Source organism: Halarcobacter anaerophilus (genome assembly GCF_006459125.1).
Classification (GTDB): domain Bacteria; phylum Campylobacterota; class Campylobacteria; order Campylobacterales; family Arcobacteraceae; genus Halarcobacter; species Halarcobacter anaerophilus.
This window is the reverse complement of record NZ_CP041070.1, coordinates 2662626-2680581: the sequence shown is the minus strand read 5'-3', so window position 1 is coordinate 2680581 and position 17956 is coordinate 2662626. Positions and strand designations below refer to the sequence as shown.

Genomic DNA, 17956 nt, shown 5'->3' with positions numbered 1-17956 from the left:
ATGCAGACATTTACTATAAATTCAGCTTTGGATATGCATCTTCATTTAAGAGATGAAGAGATGTTAAAGCTGGTAGCTCCTTTGACTTCAAAAACTTTTGCAGCAGCTTTGATTATGCCTAATCTTGTGCCTCCCGTTACTACAAAAGAGGCACTTTTAGGATATAAAGAAAGAATAAAAGAGGCTTGTAAAAAAGATGATTTTGAGCCTAAAATGACTCTTTTTTTTAAAAATGATTACTCTTATGAGTTTTTAAAAGATATAAAAGATGAAATAATTGCACTTAAACTTTATCCTGCAGGAATCACGACAAATTCCGAAACAGGTGTTTCATCAATGGATGTAGAGAGTTTAAGACCTACGTTAGAGTCAATGAGTAAACTGAATATTCCTCTTTGTATTCATGGTGAGACAAACGGTTTTGTTATGGATAGAGAAAAAGAGTTTATGCCTATTTATGAGTCAATTGCTTCGTCTTTTCCTGATTTGAAAATTATAATGGAGCATATTACCACAAAAGATGCCGTAAAACTTTTGGATAAATATGAAAATCTTTACGCGACTGTAACTTTACACCATCTTTTAATAACACTTGATGATTTAGCAGGAGGAATGTTAAAGCCGCATCTTTTCTGCAAACCCATTGCAAAAAGACCTGAAGATAGAAGTGCTTTATTGGAAGCTGCTTTAAATGCCCATCCAAAACTTATGTTCGGTAGTGATTCAGCTCCGCATCCTAAACATAAAAAAGAGTGCTGCGGTTGTGCTGCAGGAGTTTTTACCTCTCCTATTGCTTTGCAAGTTTTAACCGAACTTTTTGATAAAAACAATAAATTGGAAAATTTAAATAGTTTTATTAGTTTAAATGCTCAAAGAATATATAACTTCAAAGCAAAAGAAAAAGCTATTAAATTGGTAAAAAAAGAGTTTATAGTTCCTGATGCATACAGATATAATGAAGAGATTGTTGTTCCGATGTTTGCAGGGCAGAGCCTGTCTTGGAGTATTGAAGAATAGTCTTTATGAGTGAGATCTAGCCGAAGAGGCTTCATTTCTCTCTTTAAGAAGTCTTTTTATATTTGCATTTGACTCTTCTGATCTTTTTATTCTCTCTTCTCTCATATTTCTTAAAATTTCTAATGTCTCTTGTTTCTCATGATCTATATTTGTCTGCATCTGAATAGCTTTTCTATTATTAGATATTCCGGATACTCCTAAAAATTTTTCTGTACCGTTTATATATATCTTAGAAGCAGATGAAGTTGCATTTTTATTAAATACTATTATATCTTCAGGTTTTAGTTTTAAAAGATCCCCTGCTGTTAATTCAGTCTCTGCCATAATAGCTTCAACTTTCATTTTCGCACCGGAAATAAGTGTGGTAATATCAGGCTTTCTACTTGCTTTTTTATTTTTACCTTCATTAAACATTTTTTCGACGATTTTATTTAATAAGGGTTCAATATATGCAATAGGATAGCAAATTGACAAAAAGCCTGATTCTTCATCAATTGTAATTTCAAGTACAACCAAAAGTACGATTTCATGGTCGGAAATAATTTGAATCGCATTTGCATTTGTATCTCTTGATTCTATTTTAAAATTTAAAGTCGTAACCTCTTCCCAAGCTCTATACATATGTTTAACAAACATTTTATAAAAGTGTTCAAAAATATTTACTTCTATCTCCGTTAACTCTCTATCTAAATTATCATTAGCAGCAACTGCCCCCGAACCTAAAAGTTCGGCAATAATTTTATGGGAAATTCCGGGATTACATTCAACAACAATTCTTCCGTCTAAAGGTTTTATAGATAAAGTATTTAATGAAGTTAATTGAGGAATTGAAAGAATAAATTCTCCGTAAGTCATCTGCTCTATTGAATAAAGTTTTATATCGACAACTTTTCTTAACATTGCAGAGAGATCTGTAATTAAATCCCGTAACATTTTATCATGCAGTGTAGAAAAGGCCTTAAACTGCTCATTTGAAATTCTATTAGGTTTTTTAAAATCATAAATTGAGTAATTTTTCTCTTTAGATATAATCTGTTCTTCAGAATCCGGATCAATCTCTTCTCCTGCTTCTGCAATATCTAACAGGGCATCAATTTCATCTTGACTTAAAAACTCAGCCATATTATCCTCTTATCTCCACTTCTACGTTTAATGCGCCGAGATCTCTTATCATTTTTATGGTTTCTATAATGTCAGTCATCGGCACTTTCATTACTTTCATCGCTCTTACTAAATCTGAAACCGTAGGCTGTTTTTTACTGTTTAGCAAAGTATTATCGATATTAACAGCCGTAGGTTTATTATCTAAAACTACATCATCCCCTATATCTCTTCCCGGATTTAAACCTTTGTCCTCCCACTGCGTATCATCAAGAGGTGATTTTTTAATTCTAATCGTAAAGTTCTCTTTTGCAACAGTTACAGGATCTATAACAATATCGGCTCCTGCTATAATAGTCTCTCTTTGCATATCAATTATAATTTTCTTTTTAAAATCCGAATCCAATTCTATACTTTGGATGTCTGAAATAAATTTAACAATTGAAATATCTTTAGGTTTTCTTACATCCACAGTTCTTGTATCTGTAGCTACGGCAAGTCTTTCACCGAATTTTTCATTTATTCTTTTTTGGACTTCATAAGCTTGTTTGGCATCATTTTTTAGAAGACTTAATGTTACGGAATCTTCTCCTCTTAAAGAGTATTCTACTTCATTTTCTATTGTTGCTCCGTCATAAATAAAACCTGTCGTACTGTTTTTTGAATCAGCTACGATAGTTCCTTGAGCCAAAGCATAAACTTGTCCGTCTACGGCTTTTAGCTGAGTAAGAAGAAGCTCTCCGTGGTCAATTGATTTTGCATCGCCTATTGCCGATATTTTTATTTTTATTTTATCCCCTTGCCTAGAAAAAGCCGGTAAATCTGCCGTTACCATAACAGCTGCAATATTCTTTGACTTTATTGATGAGGTAGGGATTTTTATATATGAATTTCTAAGCAGGTTTTGAAGGCTTTGCATAGTAAACTGGGATTTGTCTCCTGTCCCTGCTAAACCTACTACTAGACCATAACCAATAAGTTGGTTATCTCTAATTCCCACAATATTTGATATATCCTTAATTGTTACAGCAAAAACTGAATTGACAATTAGAATAATTAGTATTAGAAATCTCAATTTTGCACCTTAGACATAATTGAGTAAATTTTATCTAAAATTTTATAAAATATAGGTATAATCTTTAAAAAAATAATATTAGGATATCTTTTGATTATTTATGTTTACGGAAGTGATGATTTTAGAAAAGATATACATGAACTATTGGAACATTCTAATATAAAGTTTAGATTGGATGAAAATGGTGAAGTAGTAGATCTTTCTACTCTAGAAGATTTGAAAAATGCTATTGAAGATAATCCTAAAAATATATATCTAATCGATGACTCGAAAATAATCAAAAAAAATTCTTTATTAAACGATAAATTTAAATTCTTAAAACCTAAAGACGGAATTGAGGAAGATTTTTTATTAGATCACGGAATTGGTGATATTTCGGTAAACTCTATTGAAGAACTCTCTAAACATATTAAAAATAAACTTGATTCCATAGTAGATAAAAAGGAATCCGAAAATATTCAGGATTCTATTGTTGAAATCGTTGAGGATGCATATGAAAACAGCGATGATGACAAAGAATATATTCAATTAGACGATGAATTAAAAGAGCTTCTTTCTCATAGAAGTACAGATGAAGAAGAACCTCAAGCGCAAGTAGAACAGATTGATGATATCTCTTCAATGTTAGAAGAAGAGGTTGAACCTATTTCTGATGAAAAAGAGAATCCTTTGATGAATGATCCTTTATTAAATGAACTTGGCAGTATGGTAGATGAGGATGAAGAGAATTTACAAGAAGATCAAGAGGCATTAAAAGATTTGAGTTTTGAAGAAGATTCAGGTAAGATTGATTTAACAAATGAAGAAAAAAATGAGAATAATTTAGAGCAAAAAGGCAGTGAGCAAGGAGAAGCGATGGCAGATGAGTTTTCAGAGTTTGATTCTTTAAATGAAGCAGATTTATTAGCAGCGTTAGATATGACGGACAGTGAACCTGTGGAGACTAAAGCTTCAAATACTATCTCTACTGAAGAGGTAAAAAAGAGTGAAGAAAAACAAAATTTGGATTTGGGCAGTTCTAGCGCTGATGATATCGCAAAACTTATATCACAACTTCTCAATAATAAAACATTGGAGATAACTATAAAAGTAAAAGATTAGTATGGATTTAATAGGTATTGCGGAAAACACAGTTAAAATCATTCTAATTTTAGGATTACCTTCATTAATCGTAAGTATGGTAATAGGGCTTATTATTTCTATATTCCAAGCAGTAACTCAGGTCTCTGACGCATCTTTGTCTTTTGTTCCTAAGATTATATTTGTTTCGGTATTTGTTCTTATCTCTTTACCTTGGATCGGTGATCATATTGAGACTTATACCAAAGATTTATGGGATATAATTTTAACTTTTGGGCAGTAATATGATAGAAAAGCTTTATAATCTCAAAAAAATGCAGACTGATCAAAAATTAATGCAAAAAGGTCAGATAGTCTCTAAAATAGGACATATCGACGATGAAATAATGTTTACGGAAAATAAAATAAACACTACAAGTGTACAAAAATTCGGAGCAATTTCCGATTTTTCCATTTTACAAATGCATAAAAATACTATGGCTCACCATATTCAAGAGTTAGAAAAACAAAAAGCCGTATTAAATAAAGAGTTGGATATTTTAGTAAAAGAGATTATTGAACTTCAAAAACAGAGTGAACAGTATAAATATATTTTACAAGAGCAAAAAGAAGAGGAGTTCAGAAAAATACTTTTAAGTGAAGAAGAGGCCTCAAACGAATATATACAAAGCAAATATATAACAGGATGAAATTATGAGATTATTAATTATTCTTCTTTTTGTTATTTTTAATTTAGAAGCACAAGAAGTAAGTAGTGCAACTTTAATAAAACAGAAAATAGAGATAAAAGAGTTAAAAAAAGATTTAAATAATTTTTATAATAAAAAAGAGAAAGAGTATCAAACAAGAAAAAAAGAGCTTGAAACTTTATTATCTAAAATTGAAAAAGAGAAGAATGAAATACAATCTCTAAGAGATGAAAATAGAGAACTTTTAAGTAATATAAAAGGTGAAGTTGAAAATAAAACGGCGAAAATATATAATAAAATGAAACCGAAAATTGCAGCTAATATTTTCAATCAAATGATTAGTGAGGGAAAAATTGAAGATGTTTTTGATATAATTTTGAGATTAAAAGATAGTAAAGTAACATCTTTAATGAAATATATAAGTCCTATGAATGCCTCGATGCTAACACAAATGTTACAGGACTATAAAGAAAATAACAATAATGAAGGGTAAATATGGCTGATAATCAAGAAGCAAATCAATCTGGCGGAGGAAAAGGTTTAATAATAGTACTTGTAGTACTCGTAGTACTTCTATTAGTTGCGGTAGGAGTGGGTGGATATATGTTGTATTCAAGCGGAGTATTAAGCGGACAACAACAAAATAATCAAGAACAAGTACAAGATAGCCAAAAAGCAAATCCGGGTGAAATGTTTAAAGCAAGCATAAATGATTTGGTGTTGAATATTACAAATGCAAAAGGTAGAGAAAAACTTATGAAACTATCTTTTTCCGTAAAAAGTACGGAACCTACAATTGAGTCAATCGTTGAAGAGTATAAACCTGAAATTGTAGATGCAGTTATTGCCCAAGTTAGCTCAAGAAGTTCGGAAGAACTTTTAACTGTCGGCGGTAAAGCCCTTCTTAAAGAGGAGTTATTAGATGAGATTAACTCAATTTTAAATGAAGTTACTTCAAATAGTGATATTCAAAAAGATTGCGTTAAACAAATATTGTTTACCTCTTTTGTTATAAAATAAAAAGATGATAGTAGCCGTTAAAACAAACAGTAAAAAAAGAGCTCTTATTAAACTGCTTTCAATAGGGGCAGTAATAGTAATGTTTACTGCATATTATTTTCATATGAGCGATGAGTATGCAAATCAAGAAAAACTTGAAAGTCAAGAAAAACTTGAGCAGTTAAAACTTGAAGAAGAGAAACAAAAAAGTAAAAAACTTGAAAGAATAATATATAGAGAGATTGAAACGGCAGTCGATCTAATAGGGCAAAGAAAAGTAATTGACGTAAAACTAATTTCAAACAGAGTTTTGATTGTAGTGGATCCTGATACGAATCTTGATGCTTTGAAAGTAAGATACGGAAGTGCGGCATTGATAAAAAAAGGTTTAAAAGATACTAAAATCGCTATTGATTTAAAATATGTTATAGAGAGTAAATATAATGCGAATTAAATATTTTCTGCCTTTTCTTCTAATCTTCTCTTTTGTTGGATGCGGACAAGATCCTGAAATTAAATTTACAAAACCTAAAATACAAGTTCCAAAAGAACAACCTATAGTAAAAAGAAATAAAGGGTCTTTATATGCCGTAAAAGGTTCATCTTTATTTGCGGATAAAAAAGATTTGCAAATAGGCGATATCATACAAGTTCAAATTGATGAGTCTTTATATTCAAATAGCCATAACAAAAGAGAATTATCAAATGACAGGAATAGCTCTTTAGGCGGCGGTGTTGTAACTGCCGGACAAAATAACGGATTGGCTTCAAAAATAGCAAAAAGTTTAAATCCTGTTACGAACTTGGGATTTGAATCAAACTCTAGTGTAGAAAATGATGGTGAAGTAAAAACAAAATTAGATGAAACGTTCTCAACAAGCGTATCTGCAATAATTGAAGAGACTTATCAAAACGGAAACTACTACATAAGCGGAACAAAAGAGATACTTATTGACGGACAAAAACAGTCTTTAACTCTTACGGGTGTTATTAGACCTTATGATATAACTTCGGATAATTCAGTAGACTCCTCTCAAATAGCAAATTTAAAAATTCTGTATGAAAAAGACGGTGAGGAACAAGATGTTATGCATGTACCTTGGGGATTAAAAATTATCCAATTATTCTGGCCTTTTTAATTAGTAAAATAACTTTTTATATTACTAGTTAAAAATAATTAGAAGATTCTTATTTAAAATTTTTAAATATAACTTTTTTTAAGTATACATATAATATACTCTATATTCAATATTGATTTAATGGAGTTATTTTATGGGAATAGAAGCATACCAACAACAGAATGCAGTGTCTGATGATCCATATTTATTAATTCTAAAGCTATATGAAGGATTGCTGAAATATTTATCTTTTGTAAAAGCTGCAATGGAAAGTGGTGATATAGAAGCTAAATTCAAATACATTAATAAATCGGTTTCAATCTTTGATGAGCTTAGAAATGTACTTGATTTTGAAGGTGGTGATGTTTCATACTATTTAGATGGATTATATCTTTATCAAATTGAAACTTTATTTAGTGCCGGAATAGATGATAATATTAATTCGGTAAATCAAGTTATGAAAGTTGTACAAGGTTTAATTGAAGCATGGAAAGAGGAAACTGGTCTATAAATGCTCTTAAAGAGTTAACTTATATTGATACTTTAGATTCTTATGAAAGGGCTGATGCTCTTGTACGATGGAATAATAAATATCTTGCAGAAAATCAAATAAGCGATTTTGAATTAGACCAAGACGGTTTCAAAAAGCTTTACGAACTCTTTTATAAAAATATTAATTTTTTAAAAGAGCATAAAGAAAAAACCAGAAAAGATATGGTTGAAAATAGAAAACTAAGAAAGTTTCTAAAACATTAAATCGAATATTTTATTAATTTTTTCTTTGAAAATATAAGCTCTTATATTTTTGGGAATTTTATTAACTCTACACTTCTCTTTAAAATCTTTTGGCATTATCTCTTTTTCATAAGGTGAAATAAAAATATATTTTGTAGTAATATTTATAGAAATTTTATGAGAAATCACCAACTCTTTTTGCTTTAAAATCTCATCTCTTTGGGCTTTGGTTAAAAGTATACCTCTTTTTTTTAAAGATAAATCTATATTTCTTATATTTAAATTATCATCATTTAGATTTTTAAAAACTTCTAACTCTTTTTCTTTTAATAATGCCTTCTCTTCAATATTTAAAGAGTTTATATCTTCTTTTAGATACTCAAAACTTCTTTTTACACCCTCTTTAAACTCTTTTAAAAAATTATCCGAAAAGTTCTTTCTAAAATAGTTTCTTCTATATCTCTCATCAAAATTTGTTTCATCAACAAAGTATTTAATTGAGTTTTCTTTTAGGTAAGTTTTTAATTCCTCTTTTGTAATATTTAAAAGAGGTCTGTAAATTCGGTAAGTCTCTTTTTTTGTAATCTCTTCAAAAGAGATTAGTTCGATAAGTCCCGCTCCACGGCTTAACTGCATAAAAAACCACTCCAATTTATCATTTAACTGATGTGCAGTAATCAAAGTTTCATAGCTGTTCTCTTCTATAATTTTTTCAAAAAAAGAGTATCTACTGTCTCTTGCTTTTTTTTCAAAATTTGAATTATCTTCAAATTTCACATCTTTTAAATAGATTTTTTTATTATATTTTTTTGCCAAAAATTTTGCATATTCAACTTCTTGTTTGGATTGCTCTCTTACATTATAATTTACAATCGCCAAGTCAAAAGGGATATTGTTTTCTAATAGAATAAAAAACAAAGCAGAAGAATCAACACCTCCTGAAAAAGCTAAAAGATTTCTTGAAGTGTTGATTGTATTGATTTGTAGTTTCATTTTATTTAATTACGGTTGCTAAAAGTTTGTCTCCGACAAGTTGGGTTACTTTTACTTTGTAAATTTTTCCGAATTGAAGTTTTTGTGGATTGTTTTCATCATATAATTCGTTATCGTTTATATAAATTTCTCCGTCAATATCAGGTGCCCAAGTAGTTTTTCTTGCACTTAAAAGATATTCATGTTCTAAGCTTTCTGAATCAATATAGACTTCAAAAGTTTTTCCTATCTCTTTTTCTAAAGATTGCTGAGTAGTTTCAGAAATAATTTCACCTAAAATTTCGGCTCTTTCATTTATAAGATCCTCTTCAACTTTATCCATTCTTGCATAGGCATCTGTTCCCTCTTCATCAGAATAAGCAAATACGTTTGCTCTGTCAAAACCGTACTCTTTTACATATTCACATAATTTGTCAAAATCTTCTTGAGTCTCTCCCGGGTGTCCTACAATAAAAGTTGTTCTTACAAAGCTGTTTGGAACTTTTCTCATTGCATCCATCAACTCTTTTAGCTTTTCAACACCTTTACCTCTTTTCATAATTTTAAGCATTGATGACGAGATATGTTGAAGAGGCATATCAAAGTAGTTTTGAAATACTTTTGAATTTTGAATTTTTTCAATCAGACTTAAAGTAGTAGTCGAAGGATAAAGGTATAAAATTCTGGCACTATTTACTCCTTCTATTTTTTCTACTTCATCAATTAATCTTTCTAAACCGTTTTTGATATTTAAGTCTCTTAAAAAAGATGATGAATCCTGAGAAACAAAAGAGAAATCGGTATAACCGTTTTTTACAAGATTTTTAACCTCTTTTACAAGAGATTCCAATGTTCTTGAATGAAGTTTCCCTTTGAAACTCGGAATTGCACAAAAAGAACAGCTTTGGTTACAACCTTCGCTTAATTTTACATAAGCATGATAAGATGAACCTGTGATAACTCTGTCATTCTCTTCATTTAATAAAAAAACTTCTTCCGTAAAAGAGCTTCTTCTTTCATTTACAAGTCGGTCGATTCTGTCATAATCTCCAACTCCCGTGAAAATATCTATTTCAGGTAACTCTTTTTGAAGTTCTTCTTTATATCTTTCACTTAAACATCCTGCCATAACCAAAACAGAATCTTTTTTTCTTTCATCATGTAAAGTTAGTATGGTATTTATACTCTCTTCTTTTGCACTATCGATAAAACCACAGGTATTAACAATAATCACATCGGCTTTTGAGGAATCATCGGTAATCTCATAATCTTTGAGTCTACCTAACATAATTTCCGAGTCAACAAGGTTTTTAGTGCAGCCAAGACTAACTAAGTGTAAAGATTTTGAAGGTTTCTTATCTGTAAATTTCATATATATTTTTATCTTTCTTCTAATTTTTCGCGAATTTTATCATATTATAAAAAAATTGTAAAACTTATATCCAAATATTATCTAAAAGTCTAGTTTTATCAAATCTTGCCACAACTAAAATTATTGTATTTCCTAATTGGATTTGTTTGATTTCATTAAACTCTCTGTCTACAAAAGCTACATATTCTACATCAAGTCCTTGCATAACTTCAAGCATTTTATCTTTTATAACTTTTACATCTTTCTCTTTTTTTGCGGCAAGAGAAGCAGCTTTATATAAAGATTTTGAAATTAAAAGTGCATCTTTTCTTTGAGTAGTACTTAAATAAACATTTCTTGAACTTTTTGCCAAACCGTCGTTTTCTCTTACGATATCGCAAGGAACAATATTAATAGGTAAGAAAAAGTTTTTTACCATTTGTTGAATAAGAGATAACTGTTGGGCATCTTTTTTACCGAAATAGGCATTTGTAGGTTGAGTTAATCCAAATAGTTTTAAAACAACTTGTAAAACTCCGTCAAAATGTCCCGGTCTTGTTTTACCTTCTAGTATATAGCTTTTATTTGGAGCTTTTACTAAAACCTCTTCAGGCGAATACATAGTATCAGCTTGCGGCATAAAAAGATAATCGGCTTTGCACATTTCACAAATTTTAATATCTGCTTGCTCTTTTCTAGGATAAGCTTCTAAATCTTCACCCGGCAAAAATTGTGTCGGATTAACAAAAATTGATACGAAAACAGTATCGTTTTCACTTCTTGCTTTTTTTATTAAAGAGATATGTCCGTCATGCAATGCTCCCATTGTAGGAACGAAACCGACACTTCCTTTAGTGTTTTTTCGAACTTCTTGCAGTTCTTCAATAGTTTTTAAAACTTTCAATAATTTTCCTTTTGTCTTTTATAACTTCTTTTACCAATGAAAATAAATTTCATTTAAAGAAGCAAACTCTAAAGAGAGTAACGAATTACTCTTTTACGATATACTACTTTTCGTCATAGTTTGGATTGAGTTTAAGTAAAATCAGATCTGCCAGCATATTTCCAAGCAGAGTTAAAAAGGCACCTATTATCAAAATTCCCATAATAACGGGATAATCATGACTTAAAGCACTTTGATAAAAAAGTAAACCCATTCCATCAATGGAAAAGATTGTTTCTAAAATTACACTTCCTCCAATAATTCCGGGCAATGAAAGTCCTAAAAGAGTTATCACAGGAGGGTATAAATTGGGCAAAATATAGTATCTTAATATCTTTTTTTTATCTAACCCTCTTGCTCTTGCAAAAAATATATAATCGGATTTTAAAATCTCAATTGTCAAAGATCTAATATATAAAATTAGACTTCCGATTCCACTGAAAGTTATAATAAAAATCGGTAAAACAAGATGCCATGCAAAATCCAAATAGTAGTTTAAACTGCCGTCATTTGGAATTGAATGAAGTCCTGCAATAGGTAGAATTTCAAAATATATCGAAAAAATCAAAACTAACAAAAGAGCTAAATAAAAAGAGGGCATCGAAAAACTTAAAAGTGAAAGTTGTCCTACTGCTTTATCTAGTTTTGAATCCTTTTGCAGTGCTGCTTTGATTCCTAAATATAAGGAAACGACAAAGATCAAAAACATTGATATAATATTTATTGTAAGAGTAATAGGAACTCTGCTTAAAATCTCATTTTTTACCATCTGCCCGCTTGCAAAAGAGATACCGAAATCCAAATGCAAAAGTGCAGTAATCCATGAGAAAAATTGAATATACAGAGGTTTATCTAATCCATATACAGCTTTTAACTGCTCAATTGATTCAGGCGTGATATTCGGATTTAGCTGTCCGCTTGCAAAAAATGAATTGGGAGCTAAATGAATTGCCAAAAAAGAGATTAAGCTTATTATAAAAAGCATGATAATAAGATATAATAATTTGCTCATAAATAGTTTCATGAGCGTATTATACTAGCACATAGGTTAAAAATGATAGGTATAGATGTAGCTTCAATCGACAGAATTAAAAAAATGTATGAAAAGTTTGGAAACAAGGCATATGAAAGGTTTTTAAACGAGGATGAAATTGAGTTAATCAAACGTCCAGAAACGGCAGCCGGATTTTGGGCGGCGAAAGAAGCGGCGAGCAAAGCTTTAGGTACGGGAATAGGGAAAGAGTGCTCTTTTCATGATATAAAAATAAAAAAAAGTAAATTAGGAGCCCCTAAAATCAAGTATTCAAAAGAGATTAGAAAAAAGTTTAAGATTAAAAAGTCTTGTCTCTCTATAACTCATGAAAGCGGATTAGCTATAGCAGTTGTTTATAATATAAAAAAATAAGTTATCTGTTCAGATATCTTTCTAAAATAATTTTTGCGGCTATTGAGTCGACTCTTCCGTCTCTTTTATATTTTATTTCACCTTTTATAAGCTCTTCTGCTTCGATTGAACTCATATTTTCTTCTTGAAACTCATAAGGAATATCAAGATTTAGCAAAGAGGTGAAGTGTTTAACTCTTTTTTGCATATCTTCACTTGCACTTGGAAACCCTATAACTAATTTATCAATTTCCCACTCTTTTAAAACTTTTAAAACATCATTTGAAGCTTGATTTCTATTTTTTCTTAGAACGGCAGGAAGAGGGGTTACTATCTCCTTGTGAAGAGATATTGCTATACCTATTCTTTTAAGACCAATATCAAGAGAAGCAATTTTCAATCAGTTTCCTTTAGTTAAATTTGGATAATATTATAGCCTTAAAAGAATAAAACTAGGAAAATAGAGTATGAAATTAGCAGTTTTTGATTTTGATTCAACCCTTATGGACGGGGAAACAATTGATTTCTTAGCTAAGCCTTTGGGGCTTGAAGAGAAAGTTGCGGCTATTACTGAAAAAGCAATGGCGGGAGAATTAGATTTTTTTGAATCATTAATCGAAAGAGTATCATTATTAAAAGGATTAGAGTATTCAAAGGCTGTAGAAATTTGTAAAGATTTACCGCTTATGCCAGGAGCTTTTGAAACAGTTTCAAAACTAAAAGAGAGTGGCTATAAAGTGGTATGTTTTTCAGGAGGGTTTAGAATAGGTACGACCCCTGCAAAAGAGAAATTAAGACTTGATGCGGATTTTTCAAATATTTTACATGAAAAAGAGGGCATTTTAACAGGACTAGTGGGTGGAGATATGATGTTTGGATTCTCCAAAGGGGATATGATTCAAAGAGTTCAATCTCTTTTAGGAGTTTCAAAAGAGAATACTCTTGTTGCAGGTGACGGAGCAAATGATGTTTCGATGTTTCCTTATGCAGCAAAAAAAGTTGCATTTTGCGGAAGAGATATCATAAAAAAAGAGGCTAATATTATTGTTGAAGAAAAAGATTTGACAAAAATATTAGAGTATATTTAAGGGATTAATTATGAGTTTAAAAGAGGACATAAACTTTTCACTGTGGTGTGATTTTATTGAAAGAGATTTTTTAGAAAATAGATTTAAAGATTTGATAAACGATGAGATAATTCACGGGGCTACTTCAAACCCTGCAATTTTTGAATCATCAATCTCAAACTCTGTTGCATACGGACAGCAGCTTCAAATGCTTCAGGCAAATGAAGCAAAAACAATATATGAAGAGTTGGCTTTAACAGATATAAAAAGAGCAGCTGAGCTTTTAAATGATTTATATGTAGAAAATCAAAATGACGGATTTATATCAATTGAAGTTGATCCTGAACTTTGTGATGATACAAAAGGAACTATTGAAGAGGGAATTAGACTAAACTCTACAATCGGTGCGGAAAATGTAATGATTAAAGTTCCTGCAACGCAAGCGGGTTATGAAGCAATGAAAGAGTTGACTTCACAAGGAATAAACGTAAATGCAACATTGATTTTTTCACCCCAACAAGCAATAGAGTGTGCAAAAGCTTTAAATGAGGGAATAAAATTATCTAATAAAGATACAAAGGCGGTTATATCGGTTTTTGTTTCAAGACTTGATAGAATGTGTGATTCCGAACTCTTTGCAAAAGGTCTTAAAAAGGGTAAATTAGGAATTATAAATGCTACAAAATGTTATCATGAAGTTGAAAAAATAGGAAATAAAAATATAAGAACTCTTTTTGCAAGTACGGGAGTAAAAGGTAACGATTTAGAGGGTAGTTATTATGTTGATAATTTAATTTATCCAAACTCTATAAATACGGCACCTCTTGCAACTATTGATCAATGGCTTGAAAACGGAAAAAAAGAACCGAGTGAAATTCCAAGTGAAGAGAAATGCGATAAATATTTTAAAACATTAAAAGAGAGTAAAGTCGATGTTCAAGCGGTTTATACAAAACTGTTAAATGACGGGCTTGGAGCTTTTAAAAACTCATTTAAAGATTTACTTAAAAAACTACAAAAAGATTAATAAAACTTATGTAACTTAAAAGTAATTTTTTAAGTTGCATCCTTAATACTTAAGACAATTTTAGATAAAATCTAGCACTATTTAAATATTAAAGGCTTAGATTATGAATAATTGGAATCCTGGTAGTTGGAGAGATTTTCCAATAAAACAACAACCAACATATAATGATTTAGAAAAACTTAAAAAAGTAGAAAAAGAGTTAGCTACTTATCCTCCTTTAATATTTGCTGAAGAGGCTAGAAGATTAAAGTCTCAATTAGCCCAAGTAGTAGAAGGAAATGCTTTTTTACTTCAAGGCGGAGATTGTGCTGAATCATTTAATGCTTTTAATGCAAACAATATTAAAGATTTGTTTAAAGTGATGATGCAAATGGCAGTTGTTTTGACTTTTTCAGGTGGATGTCCTGTTGTAAAAGTGGGAAGAATTGCAGGACAGTTTGCAAAACCAAGAAGTTCTGATTTTGAAGAAATAAAAGGGGTATCTCTTCCTTCATATAGAGGAGATATTATAAATAATATGGATTTTACCCAAAAGGACAGAACTCCAAAAGCAAAAAAACTTTTAAAAGCATATAATCAAAGTGCGGCAACACTAAATCTTTTGAGAGCTTTTGCAAGAGGCGGAATGGCTGATTTACATAAAGTTCATGCTTGGAATTTGGATTTCGTAAAAGATAATACTTTAGGTGAAATGTATGAGCAACTTGCTAATAAAATATCTGAAACTCTTAAGTTTATGGAGTCATGCGGTATTACAAGTGAAAATACAAGTAAATTAAGAGAAACAGTTTTATACACTTCCCATGAAGCTTTATTGTTAAATTATGAAGAGGCTTTAACAAGAAGAGACTCTTTAAGCGGAGACTGGTATGACTGTTCAGCTCATATGTTATGGATTGGGGACAGAACCAGAGGTTTAAACGATGCTCATATCGAATATTTCAGGGGAATTCATAATCCAATAGGTTGTAAAGTAGGACCTTCTATGAAAGAGGATGAATTAATTGAATTAATCGATGCTTTAAATCCCGAAAATGAAGCAGGAAGATTAAATCTGATAGTTAGAATGGGACATGAAAAAGTTGCGGATATTTTCCCGAAACTTTTAAGAAAAGTAAAACAAGAGGGGAAAAAGGTTGTTTGGTCATGTGATCCGATGCACGGAAATACGACTAAAACGGATAATGGATATAAAACAAGAGATTTTGAAGCGATTTTATCTGAAGTAAAACAGTTCTTCCAAATACATAAAGCAGAAGGTACTTATGCAGGTGGAATTCATCTTGAAATGACGGGACAAAACGTAACAGAGTGTACAGGAAGTGAAAGTGCAGCTATTACAGCCGAAGGTTTGTCAAGCAGATACCATACTCAATGTGATCCAAGATTAAATGCCGATCAAGCTTTAGAACTGGCATTTATGATTGCAGATACTTTAAAAGAAGCAAGAGCTTAAAGTAGTTTTATAAAAAAGAGGAGTTCTTCTCCTCTTTAGTTTTAATTATTTTTTATAAAAAAGTCTTTTTATAAATCTCTTCATTAAAACCTACGATAACCATATCTTTATACTCTATTACAGGTCTTTTTATAAGCATTAACTCTTTACATAACCATTGTATTTTACCAGCTTCGTTAAGATTAAGCTCTTTTAATTTTAGATTTCTATAAGTTGTTCCTCTGTTATTGAAAACTTTGTCAATACCGGCTTTTTTTACCCACATTTCAATTTTTTCAGGACTTGGAGTCTCTTTTTTAAAATCGAAAAGTTCTGTTTCTATATTGTGCTCTTTAAAAAATTTCAGTGCTTTTTTTACACTATCACAATTTTTAATTCCATAAACCGTAAGCATTTTTTACTCTATTATTTTTGGAACTATAAAATAACCGTTTTCCGATTTTGGAGCATGTTTTAAGATATGATTTGAAAGTTCTAAATCTTGTTTTGCCACATCTTCTCTTAAAGGAGTTCCTCCTTCAACCGTATTAAATGTTGCTTCAATATTTGATACATCAATTTCATTTAAATTTTCAACAAAGTTAATAATATCTGCAAGCTCTTTTTTTAGATTTTCCTTTTTTGAATCATCTATTTCCAAGCTTGAAAGTTTTGCTAATTTGTCAATTAGTTTATCATCAACAGTCATATAATTCCTTCTTTTTACTTTTGTGCATGATTATATCCAAAAAGAGGTTAATCTTACTTTCCCGTATTCTCTCTTTTTTGGTAAAACTCTTTTTTAAACTCTAGCCAGTTATCTGCTAAAATAGCCTCTCTTGCTTGTCTCATTAAATTTAGATAGTAATGAATATTATGAATTGAACTAAGTCTGTAATAGGTGATTTCTCCGGCTCTGAAAAGATGATTTAGATAAGCTCTGCTAAAATTTCTACAAGTATAACAGTCACATTCGGAATCTATAGGCAAAGGATCTTCTTTAAATGTTGCTTTTTTAATATTCACTCTTCCGAAACTTGTAAAAAGAGTACCGTTTCTTGCATTTCTTGTAGGCATAACGCAATCAAACATATCAACACCGCGTTCTATATTCTCTATTAAATCTTCAGGTGTTCCTACTCCCATTAAATATCTCGGTTTATTTTGGGGCATAAAATCAGTTGTCCATTCAACCGTTTCATACATCTCTTCATTTGGTTCACCGACGCTTAATCCGCCGATTGCATATCCGTCATAATCTTCAAGGGCACAAAGTTGCGTAGCACTTAGTTTTCTAAACTCTTTGTCTGTTCCCCCTTGTATAATTGCAAAGATATTTTGATTTACCCCGATACCTTTTTTCTGTTGTTCTTTATGGTATTTTATGGCTTCTTCTGCCCATTTTGTAGTCCTTTCAATAGATTTTTTAATTCTCTCACGTGTATTTGGTAGGGCAACCAAATCATCCAAAATCATCATAATATCGCTTCCTAATTCATATTGCGTATCAAGAACACTTTGAGGGGTGAAATAGTGTTTGCTTCCGTCTATGTGAGATTTAAAAGTAATACCGTTTTCATCTGGTTTAGAGTTGTCGCTTAAAGAAAAAGCCTGAAATCCACCGCTATCAGTTAAAAAAGAGTTTGGAAATTTTGAAAATCCATGAAGTCCTCCGAATTTTTTGATAAGTTTGCTTCCGGGTCTTAAATATAAATGGTAAGTATTTCCTAAAATAATTTTTGCGCCCATATCCAATAAATCATTTGCATCTAATGCTTTTACGGTAGCTTGTGTTCCAACAGGCATAAAAACAGGAGTTTGTATCGTACTGTGAGCAGTTTTTATAGTACAGGCTCTTGCTTTATTATAAGATTTTCCGTCAATTTTAAATTCCATAAAATATATTCCTTTGTTTTAAAAACCGTAATTATATCTAATAATGAGTTTAAAGATATTTAGTCGA

24 protein-coding genes are annotated in these 17956 nt (G+C 30.7%); 14 read left to right on the top strand and 10 right to left on the bottom strand.

Annotated features, from left to right (window positions below; translation table 11 throughout):
- Positions 1–1017, top strand: a complete 1017-nt coding sequence (pyrC, locus tag AANAER_RS13365; protein WP_129082037.1) for a dihydroorotase — start codon at positions 1–3, stop codon at positions 1015–1017.
- Between the two features lie 3 nt (positions 1018–1020).
- On the opposite strand, the gene fliM is transcribed toward pyrC, so the two are convergent.
- Positions 1021–2139 (bottom strand): flagellar motor switch protein FliM, encoded by a 1119-nt coding sequence (gene fliM, locus AANAER_RS13360; RefSeq protein ID WP_044417045.1) that lies wholly within the window; start codon positions 2137–2139, stop codon positions 1021–1023.
- A gap of 1 nt (position 2140) precedes the next feature.
- A complete protein-coding gene (locus tag AANAER_RS13355; protein ID WP_129082036.1) occupies positions 2141–3193 on the bottom strand; it encodes a flagellar basal body P-ring protein FlgI in 1053 nt (350 codons plus the stop codon).
- Positions 3194–3283: 90 nt separating this feature from the next.
- On the opposite strand from AANAER_RS13355, the gene AANAER_RS13350 reads away from it, so the two are divergent.
- The 9 genes from AANAER_RS13350 (at position 3284) to AANAER_RS13310 (ending at position 7835) form a co-directional block, all read left to right on the top strand.
- A complete protein-coding gene (locus AANAER_RS13350; protein ID WP_129082035.1) occupies positions 3284–4294 on the top strand; it encodes a hypothetical protein in 1011 nt (336 codons plus the stop codon).
- Position 4295: 1 nt separating this feature from the next.
- A complete protein-coding gene (locus AANAER_RS13345; RefSeq protein ID WP_044417052.1) occupies positions 4296–4556 on the top strand; it encodes a flagellar biosynthetic protein FliQ in 261 nt (86 codons plus the stop codon).
- 31 nt (positions 4557–4587) lie between these two features.
- A complete protein-coding gene (locus tag AANAER_RS13340; protein WP_228711153.1) occupies positions 4588–4962 on the top strand; it encodes a hypothetical protein in 375 nt (124 codons plus the stop codon).
- A gap of 4 nt (positions 4963–4966) precedes the next feature.
- The gene (locus AANAER_RS13335) at positions 4967–5455 is read left to right on the top strand and encodes a MotE family protein (protein ID WP_044417055.1); all 489 of its coding nucleotides are present in this window, start codon (positions 4967–4969) and stop codon (positions 5453–5455) included.
- Positions 5456–5457: 2 nt separating this feature from the next.
- Positions 5458–5982: a flagellar basal body-associated FliL family protein gene (locus AANAER_RS13330; RefSeq protein ID WP_044417057.1), complete on the top strand. Its 525-nt coding sequence runs from the start codon at positions 5458–5460 to the stop codon at positions 5980–5982.
- 4 nt (positions 5983–5986) lie between these two features.
- Entirely contained in the window at positions 5987–6415 is a 429-nt protein-coding gene (locus AANAER_RS13325; RefSeq protein WP_129082033.1) for a hypothetical protein, read from the top strand.
- Entirely contained in the window at positions 6405–7100 is a 696-nt protein-coding gene (locus AANAER_RS13320) for a flagellar basal body L-ring protein FlgH (protein WP_044417062.1), read from the top strand. Before AANAER_RS13325 ends, AANAER_RS13320 begins: the two co-directional genes overlap by 11 nt.
- Positions 7101–7266: 166 nt before the next feature.
- Positions 7267–7590 (top strand): flagellar export chaperone FliS, encoded by a 324-nt coding sequence (fliS, locus tag AANAER_RS13315; protein WP_233736949.1) that lies wholly within the window; start codon positions 7267–7269, stop codon positions 7588–7590.
- Positions 7566–7835: a hypothetical protein gene (locus AANAER_RS13310; protein WP_044417066.1), complete on the top strand. Its 270-nt coding sequence runs from the start codon at positions 7566–7568 to the stop codon at positions 7833–7835. The genes fliS and AANAER_RS13310 overlap by 25 nt, the downstream gene beginning before the upstream one ends.
- Here the strand turns inward: AANAER_RS13310 and tilS are convergent.
- The 4 genes from tilS to AANAER_RS13290 all read right to left on the bottom strand — a co-directional run bounded on the left by tilS (position 7824) and on the right by AANAER_RS13290 (position 12104).
- Entirely contained in the window at positions 7824–8807 is a 984-nt protein-coding gene (tilS, locus tag AANAER_RS13305) for a tRNA lysidine(34) synthetase TilS (protein WP_129082032.1), read from the bottom strand. The genes AANAER_RS13310 and tilS overlap by 12 nt on opposite strands.
- Before the next feature lies 1 nt (position 8808).
- The gene (gene rimO, locus AANAER_RS13300; protein WP_129082031.1) at positions 8809–10158 is read right to left on the bottom strand and encodes a 30S ribosomal protein S12 methylthiotransferase RimO; all 1350 of its coding nucleotides are present in this window, start codon (positions 10156–10158) and stop codon (positions 8809–8811) included.
- Positions 10159–10222: 64 nt separating this feature from the next.
- The gene (gene panC, locus AANAER_RS13295; RefSeq protein WP_044417070.1) at positions 10223–11041 is read right to left on the bottom strand and encodes a pantoate--beta-alanine ligase; all 819 of its coding nucleotides are present in this window, start codon (positions 11039–11041) and stop codon (positions 10223–10225) included.
- 103 nt (positions 11042–11144) lie between these two features.
- Positions 11145–12104 (bottom strand): ABC transporter permease, encoded by a 960-nt coding sequence (locus tag AANAER_RS13290; RefSeq protein ID WP_129082030.1) that lies wholly within the window; start codon positions 12102–12104, stop codon positions 11145–11147.
- Between the two features lie 30 nt (positions 12105–12134).
- Here AANAER_RS13290 and acpS point away from each other — a divergent pair, with 30 nt between their 5' ends.
- Positions 12135–12485, top strand: coding sequence for a holo-ACP synthase (gene acpS / locus AANAER_RS13285; RefSeq protein WP_044417073.1), 351 nt, complete (start codon positions 12135–12137; stop codon positions 12483–12485).
- Position 12486: 1 nt separating this feature from the next.
- Here acpS and ruvX read toward each other — a convergent pair whose 3' ends face one another.
- On the bottom strand, positions 12487–12864 hold the full coding sequence (ruvX, locus tag AANAER_RS13280) for a Holliday junction resolvase RuvX (RefSeq protein WP_129082029.1): 378 nt from the start codon (positions 12862–12864) through the stop codon (positions 12487–12489).
- 67 nt (positions 12865–12931) lie between these two features.
- Here ruvX and serB point away from each other — a divergent pair, with 67 nt between their 5' ends.
- From serB to AANAER_RS13265, 3 genes are all read left to right on the top strand, one after another.
- Entirely contained in the window at positions 12932–13552 is a 621-nt protein-coding gene (gene serB / locus AANAER_RS13275) for a phosphoserine phosphatase SerB (RefSeq protein ID WP_044417076.1), read from the top strand.
- 10 nt (positions 13553–13562) lie between these two features.
- Positions 13563–14558, top strand: coding sequence for a transaldolase (locus AANAER_RS13270; RefSeq protein WP_129082028.1), 996 nt, complete (start codon positions 13563–13565; stop codon positions 14556–14558).
- Between the two features lie 103 nt (positions 14559–14661).
- Complete coding sequence (locus AANAER_RS13265) at positions 14662–16014, top strand: class II 3-deoxy-7-phosphoheptulonate synthase (protein ID WP_129082027.1); 1353 nt, start codon at positions 14662–14664, stop codon at positions 16012–16014.
- A 52-nt stretch (positions 16015–16066) separates the two neighbouring features.
- Here AANAER_RS13265 and AANAER_RS13260 read toward each other — a convergent pair whose 3' ends face one another.
- The 3 genes from AANAER_RS13260 to tgt are packed head-to-tail and all read right to left on the bottom strand — an operon-like array spanning position 16067 to position 17889.
- Positions 16067–16408 (bottom strand): arsenate reductase family protein, encoded by a 342-nt coding sequence (locus AANAER_RS13260; protein ID WP_129082026.1) that lies wholly within the window; start codon positions 16406–16408, stop codon positions 16067–16069.
- A gap of 3 nt (positions 16409–16411) precedes the next feature.
- Entirely contained in the window at positions 16412–16702 is a 291-nt protein-coding gene (gene gatC / locus AANAER_RS13255) for an Asp-tRNA(Asn)/Glu-tRNA(Gln) amidotransferase subunit GatC (protein ID WP_044417084.1), read from the bottom strand.
- Between the two features lie 53 nt (positions 16703–16755).
- Entirely contained in the window at positions 16756–17889 is a 1134-nt protein-coding gene (gene tgt, locus AANAER_RS13250) for a tRNA guanosine(34) transglycosylase Tgt (RefSeq protein WP_129082025.1), read from the bottom strand.
- Positions 17890–17956 lie beyond the last annotated feature (67 nt).

Coding starts and splice junctions, on each gene's coding strand:
- acpS (WP_044417073.1), top strand. CDS start 12,135: ATGATAGGTATAGATGTAGCTTCAATCGACAGAATTAAAAAAATGTAT.
- fliM (WP_044417045.1), bottom strand. CDS start 2,139: ATGGCTGAGTTTTTAAGTCAAGATGAAATTGATGCCCTGTTAGATATT.
- AANAER_RS13330 (WP_044417057.1), top strand. CDS start 5,458: ATGGCTGATAATCAAGAAGCAAATCAATCTGGCGGAGGAAAAGGTTTA.
- AANAER_RS13345 (WP_044417052.1), top strand. CDS start 4,296: ATGGATTTAATAGGTATTGCGGAAAACACAGTTAAAATCATTCTAATT.
- AANAER_RS13340 (WP_228711153.1), top strand. CDS start 4,588: ATGCAGACTGATCAAAAATTAATGCAAAAAGGTCAGATAGTCTCTAAA.
- AANAER_RS13335 (WP_044417055.1), top strand. CDS start 4,967: ATGAGATTATTAATTATTCTTCTTTTTGTTATTTTTAATTTAGAAGCA.
- tilS (WP_129082032.1), bottom strand. CDS start 8,807: ATGAAACTACAAATCAATACAATCAACACTTCAAGAAATCTTTTAGCT.
- serB (WP_044417076.1), top strand. CDS start 12,932: ATGAAATTAGCAGTTTTTGATTTTGATTCAACCCTTATGGACGGGGAA.
- AANAER_RS13320 (WP_044417062.1), top strand. CDS start 6,405: ATGCGAATTAAATATTTTCTGCCTTTTCTTCTAATCTTCTCTTTTGTT.
- pyrC (WP_129082037.1), top strand. CDS start 1: ATGCAGACATTTACTATAAATTCAGCTTTGGATATGCATCTTCATTTA.
- AANAER_RS13270 (WP_129082028.1), top strand. CDS start 13,563: ATGAGTTTAAAAGAGGACATAAACTTTTCACTGTGGTGTGATTTTATT.
- AANAER_RS13265 (WP_129082027.1), top strand. CDS start 14,662: ATGAATAATTGGAATCCTGGTAGTTGGAGAGATTTTCCAATAAAACAA.
- gatC (WP_044417084.1), bottom strand. CDS start 16,702: ATGACTGTTGATGATAAACTAATTGACAAATTAGCAAAACTTTCAAGC.
- tgt (WP_129082025.1), bottom strand. CDS start 17,889: ATGGAATTTAAAATTGACGGAAAATCTTATAATAAAGCAAGAGCCTGT.
- AANAER_RS13290 (WP_129082030.1), bottom strand. CDS start 12,104: ATGAAACTATTTATGAGCAAATTATTATATCTTATTATCATGCTTTTT.
- AANAER_RS13325 (WP_129082033.1), top strand. CDS start 5,987: ATGATAGTAGCCGTTAAAACAAACAGTAAAAAAAGAGCTCTTATTAAA.
- AANAER_RS13260 (WP_129082026.1), bottom strand. CDS start 16,408: ATGCTTACGGTTTATGGAATTAAAAATTGTGATAGTGTAAAAAAAGCA.
- AANAER_RS13310 (WP_044417066.1), top strand. CDS start 7,566: ATGGAAAGAGGAAACTGGTCTATAAATGCTCTTAAAGAGTTAACTTAT.
- rimO (WP_129082031.1), bottom strand. CDS start 10,158: ATGAAATTTACAGATAAGAAACCTTCAAAATCTTTACACTTAGTTAGT.